19 protein-coding genes and 1 pseudogene are annotated in these 18,622 nt (G+C 44.3%); 3 read left to right on the forward strand and 17 right to left on the reverse strand.

What is annotated here, in order from left to right:
• Nucleotides 1-323 (reverse strand): annotated as a pseudogene (locus tag ACJMM4_RS05355) (hypothetical protein); the annotation flags it as partial.
• A 498-nt stretch (nucleotides 324-821) separates the two neighbouring features.
• Here ACJMM4_RS05355 and ACJMM4_RS05360 point away from each other — a divergent pair.
• On the forward strand, nucleotides 822-1,700 hold the full coding sequence (locus tag ACJMM4_RS05360; RefSeq protein ID WP_405379023.1) for an Rpn family recombination-promoting nuclease/putative transposase: 879 nt from the start codon (nucleotides 822-824) through the stop codon (nucleotides 1,698-1,700).
• Nucleotides 1,701-1,766: 66 nt separating this feature from the next.
• On the opposite strand, the gene ACJMM4_RS05365 is transcribed toward ACJMM4_RS05360, so the two are convergent.
• The 10 genes from ACJMM4_RS05365 to ACJMM4_RS05410 all read right to left on the reverse strand — a co-directional run bounded on the left by ACJMM4_RS05365 (nucleotide 1,767) and on the right by ACJMM4_RS05410 (nucleotide 11,674).
• A complete protein-coding gene (locus tag ACJMM4_RS05365; protein ID WP_405379020.1) occupies nucleotides 1,767-2,720 on the reverse strand; it encodes an ABC transporter ATP-binding protein in 954 nt (317 codons plus the stop codon).
• Nucleotides 2,713-3,723, reverse strand: a complete 1,011-nt coding sequence (locus ACJMM4_RS05370; protein ID WP_405379017.1) for an ABC transporter ATP-binding protein — start codon at nucleotides 3,721-3,723, stop codon at nucleotides 2,713-2,715. Before ACJMM4_RS05370 ends, ACJMM4_RS05365 begins: the two co-directional genes overlap by 8 nt.
• Nucleotides 3,724-3,726: 3 nt before the next feature.
• Nucleotides 3,727-4,602, reverse strand: a complete 876-nt coding sequence (locus ACJMM4_RS05375; protein ID WP_405379014.1) for an ABC transporter permease — start codon at nucleotides 4,600-4,602, stop codon at nucleotides 3,727-3,729.
• A gap of 5 nt (nucleotides 4,603-4,607) precedes the next feature.
• A complete protein-coding gene (locus ACJMM4_RS05380) occupies nucleotides 4,608-5,543 on the reverse strand; it encodes an ABC transporter permease (protein WP_405383469.1) in 936 nt (311 codons plus the stop codon).
• 106 nt (nucleotides 5,544-5,649) lie between these two features.
• The gene (locus tag ACJMM4_RS05385) at nucleotides 5,650-7,206 is read right to left on the reverse strand and encodes an ABC transporter substrate-binding protein (RefSeq protein ID WP_405383471.1); all 1,557 of its coding nucleotides are present in this window, start codon (nucleotides 7,204-7,206) and stop codon (nucleotides 5,650-5,652) included.
• A gap of 372 nt (nucleotides 7,207-7,578) precedes the next feature.
• Nucleotides 7,579-8,592 (reverse strand): uroporphyrinogen decarboxylase family protein, encoded by a 1,014-nt coding sequence (locus ACJMM4_RS05390; RefSeq protein WP_405383473.1) that lies wholly within the window; start codon nucleotides 8,590-8,592, stop codon nucleotides 7,579-7,581.
• Between the two features lie 16 nt (nucleotides 8,593-8,608).
• Complete coding sequence (locus ACJMM4_RS05395) at nucleotides 8,609-9,319, reverse strand: amino acid ABC transporter permease (RefSeq protein ID WP_405380330.1); 711 nt, start codon at nucleotides 9,317-9,319, stop codon at nucleotides 8,609-8,611.
• Nucleotides 9,316-10,017: an amino acid ABC transporter permease gene (locus ACJMM4_RS05400; RefSeq protein WP_405380328.1), complete on the reverse strand. Its 702-nt coding sequence runs from the start codon at nucleotides 10,015-10,017 to the stop codon at nucleotides 9,316-9,318. Before ACJMM4_RS05400 ends, ACJMM4_RS05395 begins: the two co-directional genes overlap by 4 nt.
• Before the next feature lie 35 nt (nucleotides 10,018-10,052).
• Nucleotides 10,053-10,901, reverse strand: a complete 849-nt coding sequence (locus tag ACJMM4_RS05405) for a transporter substrate-binding domain-containing protein (protein ID WP_405380326.1) — start codon at nucleotides 10,899-10,901, stop codon at nucleotides 10,053-10,055.
• 20 nt (nucleotides 10,902-10,921) lie between these two features.
• Nucleotides 10,922-11,674, reverse strand: a complete 753-nt coding sequence (locus ACJMM4_RS05410; protein WP_405380324.1) for an amino acid ABC transporter ATP-binding protein — start codon at nucleotides 11,672-11,674, stop codon at nucleotides 10,922-10,924.
• Nucleotides 11,675-11,916: 242 nt separating this feature from the next.
• On the opposite strand from ACJMM4_RS05410, the gene ACJMM4_RS05415 reads away from it, so the two are divergent.
• Together ACJMM4_RS05415 and ACJMM4_RS05420 are read left to right on the forward strand one after the other, a co-directional pair.
• The gene (locus tag ACJMM4_RS05415; RefSeq protein WP_405380322.1) at nucleotides 11,917-13,056 is read left to right on the forward strand and encodes a trans-sulfuration enzyme family protein; all 1,140 of its coding nucleotides are present in this window, start codon (nucleotides 11,917-11,919) and stop codon (nucleotides 13,054-13,056) included.
• A gap of 9 nt (nucleotides 13,057-13,065) precedes the next feature.
• Entirely contained in the window at nucleotides 13,066-14,247 is a 1,182-nt protein-coding gene (locus ACJMM4_RS05420; RefSeq protein ID WP_405380320.1) for a MalY/PatB family protein, read from the forward strand.
• Between the two features lie 73 nt (nucleotides 14,248-14,320).
• On the opposite strand, the gene panD is transcribed toward ACJMM4_RS05420, so the two are convergent.
• The 6 genes from panD to ACJMM4_RS05450 form a co-directional block, all read right to left on the reverse strand.
• Nucleotides 14,321-14,704 carry an aspartate 1-decarboxylase gene (gene panD, locus ACJMM4_RS05425; protein WP_405380318.1) on the reverse strand — a complete coding sequence of 128 codons (384 nt, stop codon included), beginning with the start codon at nucleotides 14,702-14,704 and terminating at the stop codon, nucleotides 14,321-14,323.
• Nucleotides 14,704-15,558, reverse strand: a complete 855-nt coding sequence (gene panC, locus ACJMM4_RS05430) for a pantoate--beta-alanine ligase (RefSeq protein WP_405380338.1) — start codon at nucleotides 15,556-15,558, stop codon at nucleotides 14,704-14,706. The genes panD and panC overlap by 1 nt, the downstream gene beginning before the upstream one ends.
• A 23-nt stretch (nucleotides 15,559-15,581) precedes the next feature.
• Complete coding sequence (gene panB, locus ACJMM4_RS05435; protein ID WP_405380316.1) at nucleotides 15,582-16,436, reverse strand: 3-methyl-2-oxobutanoate hydroxymethyltransferase; 855 nt, start codon at nucleotides 16,434-16,436, stop codon at nucleotides 15,582-15,584.
• Nucleotides 16,437-16,464: 28 nt separating this feature from the next.
• On the reverse strand, nucleotides 16,465-17,310 hold the full coding sequence (locus ACJMM4_RS05440) for a Rossmann-like and DUF2520 domain-containing protein (protein ID WP_405380314.1): 846 nt from the start codon (nucleotides 17,308-17,310) through the stop codon (nucleotides 16,465-16,467).
• 286 nt (nucleotides 17,311-17,596) lie between these two features.
• The gene (locus ACJMM4_RS05445; RefSeq protein ID WP_405380312.1) at nucleotides 17,597-17,989 is read right to left on the reverse strand and encodes a hypothetical protein; all 393 of its coding nucleotides are present in this window, start codon (nucleotides 17,987-17,989) and stop codon (nucleotides 17,597-17,599) included.
• A gap of 32 nt (nucleotides 17,990-18,021) precedes the next feature.
• Nucleotides 18,022-18,426, reverse strand: coding sequence for a hypothetical protein (locus ACJMM4_RS05450; RefSeq protein WP_405383475.1), 405 nt, complete (start codon nucleotides 18,424-18,426; stop codon nucleotides 18,022-18,024).
• Between the last annotated feature and the right edge of the window lie 196 nt (nucleotides 18,427-18,622).

Consider the following 18,622-nt stretch of genomic DNA (forward strand, 5'->3'; position numbering starts at 1 on the left):
AACTGCAAAAAATGAGTCCAAATGAATATTGGGAATATCTGAAAAACCAATAAGTCCCTGGCTGCATCTGTGTTTATAACAATACAGATGTCGCCAGGTTTTTCTTTTTTCAAAATAGTCCTTGACACGGGGTGCAATTTATTGGTTCCGTCATATTCCTTTAAAATAAGCTCCTGAACCTTGGCAGGATTAAGAAAGCGTACCGGAAAACAAATCTGCTGCCCTTTGAACATTTGATGAATACTCATTGCGGCGTCCATTCCCATTTTTTCATTTATCTCTTTGTATATCGCATTGAGCATATCAGCATCATTAGCAGCCACAAGCATCACCTCTTGTAACCATTTTATACTTCCCATCCCCGTAAATCTAATCCCCTTTACATTGCATTTGTCCCAGCCTCATAAATTGTGGTCGGATTATGCTATAAAGATACCATATATAAAGGACACCCTTATGTCTCAATAAAATAAAAAAGCTTACGTAGACGTAATAATCTGCCTTCATATTCATCTACCTCTTCAAGAAAATTTAACTCCTTCTCCCCACGTTCGTGCTATAATATAGATAGTAGAAAAGTTGCACTACGACCATCTCACAATAAAGGCAGGTATCGTCATCAAAGAAATTTTACGGTTTGACGCAGCGGTGTAAGCAACGCGCATGCTGCCGACATTGCGGTAGTCCTTGGGAAGTTCCACCGCATAGTAGTACGCACTCCCATATCATTTTTAGTGGATGTGCCGTACTATGCGTAAATTTATATTTTTATACCGCTATGGTCTCATCCCTATATCTAAACGTAAAGGAGTTGAGATTTAATGGCAGATAAAGATATTGCCGAGAAATTACTGGAAGACTATAATGACGTTTTTGCAGATATTATCAATGTGCTTGTATTCAACGGCAAGCACATAGTTGCTCCTGAAAGCTTACAACGAGCCAATGTCCTTTCACAAATGAAAGCGGATGGCAACCTTCACGAGCAGGAACGTGATGTTGCTAAATTTTGGACGAAGCATCAATCCGATATTAGAATTGCTTGCTTAGGCTTTGAAAACCAAACTAATATGGATTTTCGTATGCCTCTGCGAGTGATTTCTTATGACGGAGCTAGTTATAGGGCTCAACTAAACGACAAAGAACCATGTGAAGTCATTACGTTGGTGCTTTATTTTGGCACTAAGCATTGGACTGCCCCCAAAAGGCTAAGCGACTGTATAAAAAAGGCTACTGTCTTCCCTGATGACATGCATAATGATTATAAAATAAAAGTTTTTGAAATTGCTTACTTATCACAAGAGCAAATAAGTATGTTCAAAAGCGACTTCAAGTATATCGCAGATTATATAGTGCAAATGCGTACAAACAACAATTACGTACCTTCTCAAGGTATCATCAACCATATCGATGCATTTTTAAAGCTCATGGCAGCAATTTCTAATAACAAACTTTTTGAGGAAATTATTCCAACCGCCATTATGAAGGGAGAGAATACTATGGACAGATTTTCTACTATGATGAAAGATGAATACGAAGCTAAAGGCATTGCTAAAGGTTTGACAGAAGCTACAAATTCTTTTGCTACCGACATGATTAAGGATGGCGTTTCTGCTAAAATGATTCAAAAATATACCAAGCTGTCCATGGAGCGCTTGGAAGAAATCGCCAAAAGTCTTAACACCACTTTGGTACTCTAAATATGCTATAAAATAAAAAAGCTTACGTAGACGTAATAATCTACGTAAGCTTTTACTTTTTTCTGCTTATTTAACGCAAGAGCAAGCCACAAAATGATTAGGCTCGATTTCACGCAATTGAGGATTACCTTTAGCACAAATCTCTTGAGTGCAGTCACAACGTTTGCGGAAACGGCACTCATCCGGCAGATTAACCGGAGCAGTGATTTCGCCTTTGATGATTTGGCGTACAGGCTTATCCTTGCCTACAATGGGCAGGGGAATAGCACTGAGCAATGCTTTGGTGTACGGATGCATAGGATTCTTGAACAGTACATCCGCAGGTGCTTTCTCTACCATTTGACCCATATACATAACCGCGATATCATCGGAGAAGTATTTAACTACGGACAAATCGTGGGTGATAAAGATATAGGTCAAGCCAAGGTCTTTTTGCAGCTGCTTCAGCAGGTTCAAAATCTGTGCTTGAATGGAAACGTCCAGTGCGGATACAGGTTCGTCGCATACGATAATCTTGGGATTCATAGCCAAGGCACGCGCGATACCGATACGTTGACGGCGACCGCCATCCAGTTCGTGGGGGTACACGTTTACATAACGCTCTGCCAAACCAACGGTTTCCATCAATTCCAAGGTACGTTTTTCAATTGCGTCCTTAGTAGGCAGCAGTTTATGCTCAATGATGGGTTCGCTAATCAGTTGGCTGACAGTTTGGCGCGGATCCAAAGAAGAGAACGGATCCTGGAAAACAATCTGCATCTTTTGACGCAGAGGACGCATTTCTTTACGGCTCAGTTTAGTAATATCTTGGCCGTCGAAAATAATCTTACCGCTGGTGGGCTCAATCAGTTTCAGAATGCAGCGACCGGTGGTTGATTTACCGCAACCGGATTCGCCTACAATGCCTAAAGTTCTGCCTTCTTCAATTTTGAAGCTTACGCCGTCTACAGCGTGGAGCAGACCATTGGCAGTTTGGAAATATTTAGTAAGGTTTTGAATCTCTAAAATAGTCTTAGCCATGCTGATTTCTCCTTAAAGCAAAGCCCGGTCTTGCATAAGCCTGGCATGCTACGAAATGAGTCTTGCTACCATCAACAGCTTCCAGCTGGGGCACAGCCTTGCTGCAAGCCTCGGTAGCATAGGGGCAGCGGGGAGAAAATGCGCATCCGGGAGGCAGGTCGGAGGGATCCGGCATCAAGCCTTTAATGGGCTCCAGCATTTCGCCTCTTTCCTTCAGGTTAGGCAGAGAGTTGAACAAGCCTTCAGTGTAGGGATGGCGCATGTTGTTGAATACATCGTCAACAGTGCCCTTCTCCACAATACGGCCTGCGTACATAACTGCCATATCGTCGCATACTTCGGCAACAACGCCCAAGCTATGAGTAATCAGCAACATTGCCATTTGCTTTTCGCGAATCAGCTGTTTCATCAGCTCCAGTACCTGTGCTTGAATGGTAACGTCCAGCGCGGTAGTAGGTTCGTCAGCAATAAGCAGCTTGGGGCTGCAAGCCAGTGCAATAGCAATAACTACACGTTGCTTCATGCCACCGGAAAATTGGTGGGGATAATCGTTAGCACGGGAAGCAGCAATGCCTACCAGCTTCAGCATTTCTTCAGCCTTCTTCATAGCTTCTTCCGGTTTTAAGTTTTGGTGCAGCTCCAAGCTTTCAGCGATTTGTTCGCCTACGGTCATAACCGGGTTCAGAGCGGTCATAGGGTCTTGGAAGATCATAGCAACGTCGTCGCCACGCATTTCTTCTAATTCACGAGCGGACATTTTCAAAACATCCTTACCGTCCATAATAATGGAACCGCTTTTGATAACACCGGGAGGATTGGGCACCAAATTCAAAATAGACAGAGCAGTAGTGGTTTTGCCGGCACCGGTTTCACCAACAAGCCCCAAGGTACGTTCTTTACCGATAGCGATGTCAATGCCGTTGACAGCATGAACATCAGCATCTTCTGTTTCGTAATGGACAACAAGGTCCTTAATATCTAAAATCAGATCCATAGCATCCATCTCCTATTTCTTCAGTTTGGGATCCAGCGCGTCGCGGAGACCGTCGCCCAACAGGTTCAGAGCCAAAACAGTGAACAGAATTGCCAAACCGGGGATTACGCACATGTAGCTGGCATCACGGATGTGGCTACGACCTGCAGAAAGCAGAGCGCCCCATTCGGGAGCAGGAGCAGGCACACCAATACCCAAGAAGCTCAAGGAAGAAGCGGAGATAATGGTAGTACCGATAAGCAGAGTGGTTTGAACAATAATGGGAGACAGGCAGTTAGGCAGAATATGCTTTACAATAATCTTCCAAGTGGGCAGACCCATAGCATAGGAAGATTCAACATATTCCAAATCACGTACAGTCATAACAGATGCACGTACAATACGGGCAAAGTTGGTTGCACAAGAAATTGCCAAGGCAATAATCAAGTTAATAGTGCTGGTACCCAACATAGACACAATTACAACTGCTTTCAGAATGTTAGGAATGGAGTAGAAAATGTCGATGCCGCGCATGATGATGGAGTCCCACCAACCGCCGTAGAAGCCTGCCAAGGAACCCAGCACGCTGCCAATAACCAAGCCTACGCCTACGGAGCCAACGCCGATAGCCAGGGAGTAACGGGAACCATACATTACACGGGCGAACAAGTCACGACCATATTCATCAGTACCAAACCAATGCTCCAATCCGGGCGGACGCAGCTTCAAGGGCAGGTTTTGCCCGATAACATCGGTTTGATAATCAAAGATAAAGGGACTGATCAGAGCTGCAATAGTCAGCGCAATCAGGAAGATAGCACCCAAAACTGCGCCTTTGTTCTTAATCAGGCGGTGCAGCACTTCTTGGGTCATAGTTTTTCTTTTGCGTGTTTTCTTTACTTCTGCCATCTTTATCACCCCTTCTTGCTGTACTGTGCCTTGATACGGGGATCAAAGAACGCGTAAACCAAATCGACAAACAGGTTAATCAAGCACATTAAAATGGAGCACATAATAATGGAGCCTGTAACCATGGGAATATCACGACGAGTAATGGATTCATAAACCAAACGGCCAATGCCGGGCCAGCTAAATACGGTTTCCGCCAGAACGGAACCGGTAATAACCAAGGACATCTGCAAACCGATAGCTGTAATAATAGGAATCAAAGCATTTTTCAGACCATGGCGGTAGATAACCTGCTTTTCACTGCAGCCTTTAGCGCGGGCAGTGGTCATATAATCCTGACGCAGTACGTCTAACATGGAAGAACGAGTAATACGGGTAATCAATGCAGCCAAGCCGAAACCAACGGTAACAGCAGGAAGAACGATGGAAGACCAACCAAATTTGCCACCGGTGGGGAACAAACGCCAATGGAGAGCAAAGAGGATGATCAACATCAAGCCCAACCAGAAGTTAGGCATAGAGGTACCGAACAGAGCAAAGATCATGCCTGCGGTATCTTTCCAAGTATTTTGGTGAATAGCAGTATAAATGCCCAAAGGAATAGAGATAATAACAGCTACAATAACGGCAGTGCCGCCCAAGTATAAAGTGTTAGGCAAATATTCCATAAAAGTACCGAATACATCTTTACCGGTAACATAGGATTTGCCCATATCGCCCACCAGCATACCTTTCATATAGTTGCCGAAACGGACGAGGAAAGGGTCATTCAGGCCCAGTTCTTCACGGATTCTGTTGATTTGTTCTACAGTGGCATTGTCACCGGCAATCATCATCGCCGGATCGCCTTCGGTCAGGCTCATTGCCCAGAAAATCAACAAAGAAGTTACGAAGATAACAGGTATCAGGGCCAATAAACGATTAACAACGTATTTAATCATAAGTTTAGCTCCTCTACTAAAAAGAAGTACGATATGAAACAAGAGAGGACGACGCCTCTCTTGTTCAAGCTGTCAGCTCCGACAGCGAGGTTATAGTGCTGTAAGCTTATTTAGCAACATAGGCATGAGCCCAAACGTGGTTGCCACCGCCATAGAAGTATTGACCTTTCAGGTTCTTGTTGTACGCGATAACCAGGTTAGCGATGTACAGAGGAACTTGCGGGCATTCGTCTACCAAGTATTCCTGCAAAGCAATACCGGTCTTCAGACGTTTGTCTTGGTCTTTTTCAGTAGCAACAGCGTCGATCATAGCATCAGCCTTCTTGTCTGCGAAGTGATGGTAGTTAGAACCGCTGCCAGTGTAGAACAGGTCGCGATATACGAAGTCAACTTTGGAGTCTTCGTTCCAACGCCACAGGAACAGTTGTTGTTTGCCATCTTTGCATTTGGTTTTCAAAGCAGCTTGTTCCATGGGTTCCAGTTTAACAGTGATACCGATTTGAGCCAAGTTAGCTTGGATTACAGTAGCAATTTGTTCGTAAGGAGCACCGTTAGCATAGGTCAAAGTAGTGGTGATGCCGCCATTAGCATAGCCAGCTTCAGCCATCAAAGCTTTAGCGCGAGCCAGATCGAAGTCATAACCTTTCATGTCATCATAGAAGCCCCACAGGCCACGGTTCAGAATGGTCTTTTGCATGGTGCCTTTGCCGTTCAATGCAGCGTCCAGAACAGCTTTCTTGTCGATAGCAGTAGCAACTGCTTGACGCAGTTTCTTGTTATCCCAAGGTTTTTGTTCTACGTTGAAAGCAAAGTAGAACAGGCGGGTGCCGGGTTGTTCATAAACGGTAACGTTTTTGTCGTCCTTCAAGAACTTCAAATCGCTGATAGGCGGGTTAATGCAAACGTCGATTTCGCCTGCTTGCAGAGCCATTACGCGGGAAGAAGCTTCAATGATGGGGCGGAATTCGATGATTTCAGCAACGCCGGGAGCGTAGTTGTCATCAGCCTTCAGGTTGTTGCCCCAGTAATCTTTAACTTTGGTCAGACGGCAGTATTCGCCTTGAACCCATTTGTCAAATTTGTAAGGGCCGGTACCGATGTACCAAGGATCTTTTACGCCATCGTCATAAGCCTTTTTGGATTGAATAGCCAAAGGCAGAGAAGCCAAAGATTGTACGAATTCATTGTTATAAGTTTTGATTTCGATTTCGATGGTGTGAGGATCGATAACTTTGGATTGAACATAACCAGCCAATGCGGATTTAACAACATTGGTCATAGCCATATCCAAAGTGAATTTAACGTCATCAGCAGTCATCGGAGTCTTTTTACCGTCGTTGAAGTATACATCCTTACGCAGGTGCATCAGGATATGGGTATCGTCGGTAAATTTCCAATCAGTTGCCAGACCGGGTACAAAGCGTTCCTTGCCTTGGCTGCCGTTGTTGAAGAATACCAAAGTTTGGTGAGTGTTCTTCAAGATGATGTTGTTAACGGAGTCTTGTTGTTTTTGCAGGTTCAGGTTGTTGATATCGGCGTCAGTACCGATAACCAGCTTTTCTTTGTGAGCTACACCATTGTCCGCTTTCTTGTCGCCGCCACCGCAGCCAACCAAAGCGAAGATCATCATGATGCTGCACAAAAATGCCAGAAGCTTTTTCATTGCACATCCTCCTTTAGAATGGATAAACATCGATAGGCATCAGGGCTTACTCCACCGCCACAGCCGTCCACAGTCGCAGTTTCTAGGAAGCACCTTCCCCCATCCAAATATATACACTTACATTGTAACATTTTTACAGCTTGTATACAACAGCTAAACACATACTCTGTACATAAAATTTTCACAAAATTAACGCATTTGGACACATTTTGTCCCACAGGGTGTATTTTGCTTTAGTATGTCACCAAGTCGCATTACTACAACATTAAAAGAACTGTTCATCACTAAAGAGATCCGCGCTAAAACACGAAAAAGCGCTGGCTTCATACTTTATACATAGTATGTTGTCAGCGCTTTCTTTTCTAACAATCTTTACAATTCAATAGCTTTGCGTACCGCACGTAAGCTTGCTTCGGATACAAACTGATCCACTACGCAGCCAGGACCAAGAATCAAACCCTTGCCATCGGTGGCAGCAATAGCTTCGCGCACGTGGGCGATAATCTCTGCTTCCGTACCTTCACTAAGAATATCGTCAGGCTCTTCGATGCCATTCACAATTTTTTGTGCAGCACGAATGCCTGCTAAAAAGGCTTTGTCCGTCAATTGGCGGGCCTGCTGCAAGTTGGGGAAAGTATTACGATCATGCCAATTGATAACATTATTAGGATAATCCCTAACAACTTCCTCAAAATACACGTCCAAACTGTGCAGATGTACCACATTGAACCAAGTTTTCTTTACATAGCTGTTCAAAACCTGCAAATCGTATTTTTCGCCAAAGCGGAGGAAGTTTTCAGGCGAAATCAGATTTTTGCGTGCATCCTGAGTAGCAAAGAAGAAACCACTTACGCCACGAGCGATATTTTCCTGAACAAAGTCGATGGTGATTTCCGTAATAACATCTAGGGCATGTTCCACTGCTTCCGGATTGGTCTTTAAATCCTCTAGCAAACGATTCCCTGCCAATTTATGCAAAGTAGTTAAAGGGCTGAAGATGGTTTGAATATAAGGAGTATCACGAGGCAGATTCTTTTGCAGCAGGGAAGCAAATTCCAATTGTTTGCCATAGGTTCCTTGGATAGCGGGAATAGGCTTCAAGGCCAAATAATCACTTACACTTTGAATCCCGGGACGGGCTACCAAAGGTGGCTTGCCCTGTTGAGCAAAAATGTTAATCTTTGCCCCCAAATCCTGCACTCCGTATAAGCCAAAGGGCATCATTTTTACAAAATCGTAATCATATTTCTTGGTCAAGGCAATGGTTTCTTCTGCCAGACTTACGGGATCCTGATCCACTGCGGATAAATGATACCAAATAGAATAAGGTACACGGTCAACGGCTTTATGATTTATAGCAGCTTCCAAACGTTCAATTTTATTCATGATGCAATTCACTCCTTTAAGCTTTAAGGGTACGACCAACCTGTAATTTACTTTCCCATTTATTAAAGAAGAAAGTCAACACTATGCAGAGCAACCAATATATCATGGCATCTGCTACATAAGGTTCAGTACGCCGACTATAGAGAGCAGCAAAAATATCTGCTGCAGCAAAAATATCTACAATTTTAATAGTAAACAGCAGGGCCAGACTCTTAATACCATGGAGGTAGTAGGTGAAAAAGGAAGGTACTGCCACTGCAAAGGCCTGGGGAAGAATAATGCGCTTATAAGCATTGTAATAGGATAGGCCTGCTGCCAAAGCAGCCTCTAGCTGACCCTTGTCCACGCTGAGCAAAGCACCTCTAATGTTTTCTGATTGGTACGCTGTTTGATAAAGGATAAAGAAAATATAGGCTGTCCAATAGGGACTTACTTCATAAGGCTGTACTGTCGTCCCCGTAACAGCGGTGAAGATAGGTGCCAAAATTTCCGGCAGACTGTAATAAAGCACAAAGACCTGTAAGATTGCCGGTACTGCCCTAAAGAAGGATACCGGTACTGCCAGAAGGCAATTAACAAAGCCATGACTGCGCAGGCGGAGAATAGCGATAACAGAGCCCAGCACAATGCCAATAGCCAAGGTCACCGCCGGTAAAAACAAAGTTAGGGGCAAATGCTCCGCAATAAAGAAGAAAGCCTGTACTGCTACAGAAAAATCAAATGTCATGCTGCTTCCCTCCTTAAAAATCTCCGGCTGCGCCGATCCAAATAGCCTGCTAAAAATTCCAGGGCACTAATCAAAAGCCAATAAATAATGGCGACAACTAAATAGCACTCCAGCTTGCCCTGACCCATACGCAAATGAATCAGTAGATTAGCCTTACCCACTAAATCCATCAGTCCTATCATATACATCAGGGAAGTATCTTTAATAATCTCTATAACCTGATTAACCAATCCGGGAAGCATAATGGGCAGGGCCTGTGGCAGAATAATGGAAGTCACTAGATGCCAACGACCAATACCAAATGCTAAAGCAGCTTCCGTCTGCCCCTTAGAAATGGATAAATAAGCAGGGCGGATAACTTCCGCAATAATGGGGCCATAGTGAAAAATCATCGCGCCATAGACGTAAATTTCTTTAGGTATATCCCTACCGGCAACCCCAAACTGCTGCAAAGCCATGGGTAAAAGAAAATAGCTTAGGAACAAGAGCAGTACGAAGGGCATACTGCGCACTAGGCTCATCCACACCTCCGTCAACTGATACAAAACGGGGATGCGCGGAATACGAACCAGAGCCACTAAAATGCCTGCTGCAAAGCTTACCAAGGTACTTACTAAAATAAAATAGAGAGTAAAAGGCACAGCCTGCAGCAATTTGGGCCATACGCTCAAAAAATATGTCCAATCAAAAGTCAACATCTCCACACATCTCCCGAAAATACTTTATTTCTAGTTTACTGCAGTGCCTTCATCAGATCGGACTTGTACCATTTAGTGGAAATCTTGGCCAAGGTACCATCCTTGCGCAAATCCTTAAGGGCAGCATTGATTTCTCCTGCCAGCTTTGCTTCTTGCTTATTCACTATTACATAGGTAGCATTCACTTTAACAGGTTCTGCTAAAGCAACCAATTGTACCCCCTGCTTTTCAGCAATGTCCAATACGCCTAAATTGTCCGGAATAACTAATGCTTGGTACTGCCCCTTCTTAATCGTGTCGATTCGTTCTGCTACGCTAAGCCCTCCCTGCACAGGAATTTCCTGCAGCAGATTACCATGTTTCTGATTCCATTCCGTAATGATACGGAATGCGCCACCATTAGGTGTAAAGGGGACTAGTTTCAAACCGCCTTTAACTGCTTCCTCCAAGTTTTTGTATTTGCTTTCATTCCCTTTAGTAACGTAGACGACCAAATTGCTGGCACCAATGGGACTTTCCGGCAGCAGGAAGTTCTTTTCACGTTGGGGATTTTTAAAATAGCCACCGGTAGCAACCTTGGCATCACCGGATTCCATCATTACGTCCTGGGTTTCAGGAGGAACAGCCTGTATATCCAGTTGATAGCTTTGTAAGCGCTTATTTACTTCCACTAACACATCGTATTCATATCCGTGCATCTCGCCCTTTTCGTCAACCCAGCTTAAAGGAGCTTCCGTACCGCTAATAACTGTTTTTACTAAAGCTTTGCCATTAGTGGAAGCAGCCTGCTTTTTTTCGCCACCGCAACCTGCAGTCAAAGCACCTATTGCTAAAACACCCAAAGTAAATACTGCTAATTTTTTCCATGTATTTTTCATCGTCATTCACCCATCCTTTGTTATCTTCAAATAATGTATTCTGCTTCCGGTAGTACCCTTTGTAAAAATTTACGAGTGCGTAATTTTTCCGGATTGTAAAAAATCTTAGAAGGCGATCCTTCCTCCACAATATTGCCATCTGCCATGAAAATCACGTGGGTGGAAATTTCTTTGGCAAACTGCATCTCATGGGTTACTATTACCATGGTCTTGCCTTCCTGAGCCAATTGTTTAATAACTGCCAATACTTCGCCAATCAGCTCCGGGTCCAACGCACTGGTTGGTTCATCCATAAGGATGATCTCCGGTTCTACGGCGATAGCACGGGCAATGCCAACACGTTGCTGCTGACCACCGCTTAATTGGCTGGGGTAGTAGTCGTAGCGATCAGCAAGGCCAACCTTATCCAAAGCCTTCTTGCCAATTTCCACTGCTTTTTCCTTAGCTACGCCCCTGCCATAAATAAGACCCTCAGTAACATTTTCTAAGGCTGTCTTATTGTTGAAGAGATTGTAGTTTTGGAAGACAAAGGCTGTCTTTTTACGAATAGCTTTGATCTCCTTACCGGTAACTTTAGCATAATCAATCTGCTGTTCATCAAACTGTAGATGACCTGCATCTGCCTGCTCTAAAAAATTCATACAACGCAAAAGGGTTGTTTTGCCACTGCCGCTGGGCCCCAGGATGGTAACCACATCGCCCTTTCGTACTTCAAAGTCCACACCTTTAAGGACTTCGTTATTATGAAAGGCTTTGCGGATGTCTCTAACCTGTAGCATCTCGCGCACCTCCTCGCCTACTATTTTCATAGGTTTTTCTATGTTGATGTGTATTTTACTCTCATTTACCTACTTTGTCAATAGGTTTTTAGGATTTTATTTACACTTTCTTCGCTATTTATTTTTGTATTACTCCATAATGTAAAAAGCTGCTTGACAAATCTTCAAAGAAGAGTAAAATAACAACATATACTATACCTATTAACTTGATATATTTTAATTTTAAAGGAGAGTGTTTTCAGATGGATTTTGCTACTAAATGTGTTCATGGAATCGGTGCCAATGATGCTACAGGCTCCGTATCCCCTGCGATTTATATTTCTTCTACCTTTGCCCATCCCCGTTTGGGCGAAACCACCGGCTTTGCCTATATTCGTGAAGCAAACCCTACGCGTCAGCGTTTGGAAAAACTAGTTGCTTCATTAGAGAACGGTTTAGACGCCTTGGCATTTGCCAGCGGTATGGCTGCAGTAGATGCAGTGCTGCGCCTCTTCAAACCCGGTGATCACATTATTACCGGCAACGACCTTTATGGTGGCTCCTTCCGTCTCTTCCATCGCTACGAAGAACAAAACGGACTTAGCTTTACAGTAGTGCATACTTCCAAACTAGAAGAAATCACTGCTGCTATTACGCCACAGACTAAAGCCATCTATTTAGAAACACCCACCAATCCTACTATGGAAATCAGCGATCTGCGTGCCATTAGCAAAATCGCTAAGGATAATAATCTGTTGGTTATTGTAGATAATACCTTCCTAACTCCCTATTTTCAAAAGCCTTTGGATCTGGGTGCTGATATTATTATCCACAGTGGCACCAAATATTTAGCAGGACGCAACGATGTTTTAGCAGGCTTTACCATCGTTAAAGATGAAAAGATTGCCGAAGAGCTACGCCTTATCTACAAATCCACCGGTGCCTGCTTAGGCGCAATGGATGCCTGGTTGGTCATCCGCGGTATTAAAACACTGCCCCTGCGGATGGAGCAGCACCAACGCAATGCTCAGGCCATTGCCCAATGGCTCCAAAAACAGCCTAAAGTAAAATACGTACTCTATCCCGGTCTGCCCCAGCATCCCGGTTATGCCATTAACGCCAGTCAAACCACTGGCTTTGGCGGTATGATTTCCTTTGCTGTGGATAGCGCGGATACTGCCCGTCAACTTTTAGAAAAAGTAAAATTGATTCAATTTGCAGAAAGCCTTGGTGGTACCGAAAGCCTTTTAACCTATCCCATCCGTCAGACCCATGCAGACCTGACCCCTGAAGAATGTGCAGAAAAAGGCATTACCGATTGTCTACTGCGCCTTTCCACCGGTATTGAAGCTACTGATGATTTAATTGCAGATTTGGAGCAAGCTTTTGCTGCTCTTGAATAAGGAGCTATTATGACCACCTACGATTTTGATAAAGTAATTAATAGAAAAAATACGGACTGCTTAAAATACGATTTTGCAGTTCGCAGAGGGCGTCCTGCCGACGTGCTTCCCTTCTGGGTAGCAGATATGGACTTTCCCATTGCCCGGGAAGTAACCTCCGCCCTCACTCAAAGGGTGGAACATGGAATTTTTGGCTATAGCGAAAGCGGAGATGCCTATTTCGCCGCCGTCCAAAAATGGTATGAAAAGCATTTTAACTGGAGTCCCCAACCTAATTGGCTCGTAAAAACTCCGGGAGTAGTCTTTGCCCTAGCTATGGCGGTAAAAGCCTTTACCCACCCCGGGGAAGCAGTACTCATCCAGCAACCGGTCTACTACCCCTTTACGGAAGTTATCGCTGACAACGGCAGGCAGGTAGTAAGCTCTCCCCTTAAATTAGTAAACGGCCATTACCAAATGGATTTAGCTGATGTAGAAGCCAAAATCCTGCAACACAAGGTCAAACTGCTCTTTTTATGCTCTCCCCACAATCCCGTTGGCAGAGTGTGGACCAAGGAGGAGCTGCTTGCCTTAGGCGACCTTTGCCTGCGCCATGGCGTAATTATGGTCAGCGATGAAATTCATGCTGATTTTGTTTGGGAAGGTCATACCCATACGGTTTTTGCCAGTCTAGGAGACGCCTACGCCCAAAACTGCATTGTTTGCACTGCTCCCAGTAAAACCTTTAATATTGCCGGTCTGCAGGTGTCCAATATTTTCATTCCCAACGAAAAACTGCGCCGTGCCTTTCGCAAACAGCTTGATGCAGCAGGCTATAGCCAGCTGAATGCGTTGGGGTTGGTTGCCTGCCAGGCAGCATATTCCCAAGGGGAAGATTGGCTCCGCCAAGTCAAAGAATATATTTACGCCAATTTAGAATTTACCAAGACTTTTTTAGAGCAGCATATCCCCCAAATCAAGGCCATGCCCATTGAAGGCACTTATCTGCTATGGTTGGATTGTAGTGCTTTAAAAATGGACGCTGCTACAAGGGAACAATGGCTTTGGCATGATGCCAAGCTGTGGTTGGACAGCGGTGGTATCTTCGGCCCGGAGGGAGATGCCTATGAACGCATCAACGTAGCCTGCCCCAGAGCAACTCTGCTGCAGGGTCTACAGCAACTGCAACAGGCAGTAGAAAAATTGAAGTAAGAAAAAACAGAGGTCGTCATCCTAACCTTTAGGTAACGACCTCTGTTTTATTTATATGAAAATCTAAACTGGCTTAGCCAATCTCTCGCTCAAGCTCTGTGCCACGCACATTTACGGGGCGATTGTGTTCGTCCACCATGACAACCTTGGGTTCAAAGCTTTTGGCTTCTTCCTCGTTCATCATGGCATAGGCAATGATGATTACCGTATCGCCCACTACCACCTTACGGGCTGCTGCACCATTTAGGCAGATTACACCGCTGCCACGCTCACCGGCGATAACATAGGTTTCCAAACGATTGCCATTATTATTATCAACGATTTGTACACGTTCACCGGGCAGAATACCGGACAGCTCTAAAAGCTCGCTATCAATGGTGATGCTACCCATGTACTCCAAGCAGGCTTCGGTTACAGTAGCACGATGAATTTTACCATGAAACATATTATAAAGCATTATTTATCCTCCAAAACAACATTATCAATCAAACGAGTGGTGCCAAATTTTACAGCTACAGCCAACAAATTGCTCCCCACCATGGGATTAGTAACAGGAGTCAGTTCCGGCAGGCCGTAGATTTCTACATAATCAATATTAGCCATGGGCTCGCTCTTAATAGAAGCAGTTACTGCGGCGCAAATCTTTGCAGCATCACGCTCCCCTGTAGCGTACTGCTCTTTGGCAGCCTGCAGACTACGGCTAAGAATCAAAGCTGCAGTGTGTTCTTCTGCGCTCAGATAGGTATTACGGGAACTTTTTGCCAAACCATCTGCTTCACGGACAATGGGCATAATGCGCAATTGCAGGTTGAAGAATAAATCTTTGACCATGCGCTTTAGCACTTCTACCTGTTGAGCATCCTTCTGACCAAAATAAGCACGGTCAGGCTGTGCCAGATTGAAAAGCTTGGTAACGACGGTAGTTACGCCACGGAAATGGATGGGACGGGTACGACCGCACAGCACCTTGGTCACATCACCGGTAACTTCAACCCAGGTAGCATCAACACTGGGATACATTTCTGCAGGACTGGGGGCGAAAACCACATTGGCCCCCATTTTTTCTGCCAACTTGCAATCCGCCTCCAAAGTGCGGGGATAGGCATCCAAATCCTCATTCGGGCCGAACTGGGTGGGATTAACAAAAACGCTGACCACTACAAAATCATTTTCTTGATTAGCAGCCTTGATCAAAGAAGCATGACCTTCATGCAGGGCCCCCATAGTGGGCACTAAGCCAATGCTCAATCCTTGGCTTTTAGCAATTGCAACTTCTTCACGCAGTTCGGCAACAGTATGTACTAATTTCATCATCAATCCCTCATTTCTCTATCTCAATACAGTTTTTCCAAAACGGAATCATCTATTTTAAAGGTATGCTCCGGTGCAGGGAAGCTGCGCTCCTTTACCTCGGCAATATATTTTTTCACAGCCTCCACAGTAATATCGTGGAGATTGGCATATTTCTTGACAAATTTAGGACAGAAGCCATTGGACACGCCCAAAAGGTCATTGCATACCAGCACCTGTCCATCGCAGCCATTACCAGCACCAATGCCGATAGTAGCCATGGTTTCCAGCTCCGCTGTAACTTTGGCAGCCAAAGCGGCAGGCACACATTCCAGCACGCAGGCAAATGCTCCTGCTGCCTCCAAAGCTTTGGCATCATCAAGCATTTTCTGTGCTGCCTCCACATCCTTGCCCTGAACTTTAAATCCACCTAACTGGTTTACAGATTGGGGTGTCAGGCCAATATGAGCGCACACAGGAATACCTGCAGTAGTCAGCTTCTTTACTAAGGGTGCAACTTCCGCACCGCCTTCCAGTTTAATAGCAGTGCAGCCTGTTTCCTTCAGGAAACGTGCAGCATTGTACATGGCATCAACCTCGCTGGCCTGATAACTCATAAAGGGCATATCCCCAACTACTAAGGCCGTGCTATTGCCACGCATAACAGCTTTAGTATGGTGAATCATTTCGTCCATGGTTACAGGCACAGTGGAGTTATAACCTAACATAACATTACCCACAGAATCGCCTACTAAGATCATGTCCACGCCAGCTTCGTTTACATTGCGGGCCATGGCCACATCATAGGCGGTAATCATGGTAAAAGGCTCACCCTTTTGTTTCATCTCTTTGATGGTTGCTACAGTTACTTGTTTAGTAGCCAATTTCAGTACCTCCATTATTATGTGCTCCGCATTGCGGTAGCGCTTAATGCAGCAAACGTTCTAATTCCGTTGCTGTCTTTGCGTCAATAGTGCTATTCTCTAAGGCTACTTGGACGGTTACACGCCCCAAGACACGGTAAATTTTTTGTAAATCCTCCGGAAGCACTGCCAAATGCTTAGCCACAGTGCCTACATCCCCTCTAGCAATAGGGCCCGTAAGGACACTGCCTGCATGGGATGCTGTGGTTAAATTAGTAGCTGTTCCCTTGAACAAGGGTAATAAAGCCTGCCAGGCAGCTTCCCTGCTACCAATCCAGCGACTCATCAGCCCTTGAGCTAAAGCCTCCACAGTAACAGCGTAGTTACTACAGATGCAGGCTGCTGCGTGGTAGGCAGCGCGTTCCTCTGCAGATACGTGGAAGGGATGACCGCCCAAAGCCAAAGCTAGTTTTTCCGCTGTAGCCAAAGCCTCTGCATCACCATCCACTGCCATATAAACACCCTTCAAGCAGGTTTGCCCTCCTGCAAAGCTTTGTAAGGGATGCATACTCCCCACATGAGCGCCTGCCTGCCCCAGCGTAGCAAGGGGCTCCAAGCCCAAACTACCACTGCAATGAAGTACTACTTTCCCCATCAGGTCTTTACTAGAGCAAGTAGAAGCTAGTTCCTCTGCTACCTGACTAATGAGACGATCCGGTACGGTTAAAAGCAGGATTTGCGCTTTAGCTAAAAGCTCTGCATTAGTGCAGGGAGCAGTACCAAAAGCTTGTGCCAACGCCAAAGAATTTTGGGCGGTAGAAGCAGTAATCCCAACTAAAGCCTCCTGCTTTACTAAATAGCCTGCTAAGCAGGAGCCAACTCTGCCCCCACCAATAATACCAATTTTCATGGCAGCTCCTTCCTAATCAGGGAAGGACACAAAATAAAAAAAGACGTACTCCGACACGGAATACGCCTACTAATGCCTTGTTTTGCGTCCTCGTCCCGGTCCTATAGATCCAAGCGATTATTGACTTTAATTTACCAGTAAAACAAACTGCTAATGGTTACAGTGCGCATAAAGCGCTACCGCTCCACAGTTTTTTACCGCAGATATGATACCACAGAACGAAAAACTTGGCAAGAAGATTTTTGAGAAAAAAAGGAGCTTAACTCACTCCTCCCAAAAACATCTATTACTTAATTTGAGCAACTACGCCTCTATTAGCAGGTTCAGTAGACCATTGGATTTGCCAAACTCTTCCATCAACTGTGTCCACTAAAAGAAAAGTATACATATTTTGGCATTCATACAATTCGAACCGTCCTGGCCGTTGTCCAGAAGACTCAACCATTTCTATGTTATTAAGCGGACACTCCATACGTGCATCGTCATTATTTATCGCATACTGTACTTGCCAAATTTTCCCAGTGCTAGTTTCTAGTTTTAAAAAATTCCACATATTTTTGGTGTGATATAGTTTAAAGTTGGGTACGGCATTAGCCTTCGCAGTAGAACTAGAACACGCAGCACACACCATGGAACAAATCAGTATCAATACGACAAGTAAAGATTTTAACTTTCTCATAGCAATATTCCTCCTGCTACGCACTAATAGCCTTATCTAATATCGTCATCTTCGTTATCTTCTGGTTCCTCAACATATCTATACTTCTCCACAACATAAGAAGGTAATATCATATTTGGAGTTTTATAATTATAATATTTTGATCCGCTAGAAGATTCTACTTTCATTATAATCTCTGCATTTAAAGTATCATCTGTTCTAACATATGTATAACCATCTTGCCATCCACTACTAGTCCACTTAGGATTTCCATGAAATAAAGTTACCTCCTGTACGCCCCATGGAGGAATTAAAGTATCGGGAGTCATACTAGGATTTCCCGCATCTTTATATTTCATTCCTCCAAGAAATGGAACACCATAATAATTTCCTAAATGAATTGCAGATTGTCCCCATTTTATTGCTATAGGCTCATCAGTTAAGTTTTTAAATTCCATGGTAACACTTGTAACACCTAAAATATACGTGGACTCAGACATACTTTTTCTAAACGGTTAGTTGTAAAATAAAGTTGCACAACTAAATAAAAAAGATCCATGGTGGTATCTTTCTGTTAAAATAAAGTTGCTACACAAAATCAGCAGAAAGGACTGACCACCATGGATCAATCTCAAGATACCACATTTCATCAAA

It is taken from the genome of Phascolarctobacterium sp. (genome assembly GCF_045124115.1).
Lineage (GTDB): Bacteria > Bacillota > Negativicutes > Acidaminococcales > Acidaminococcaceae > Phascolarctobacterium_A.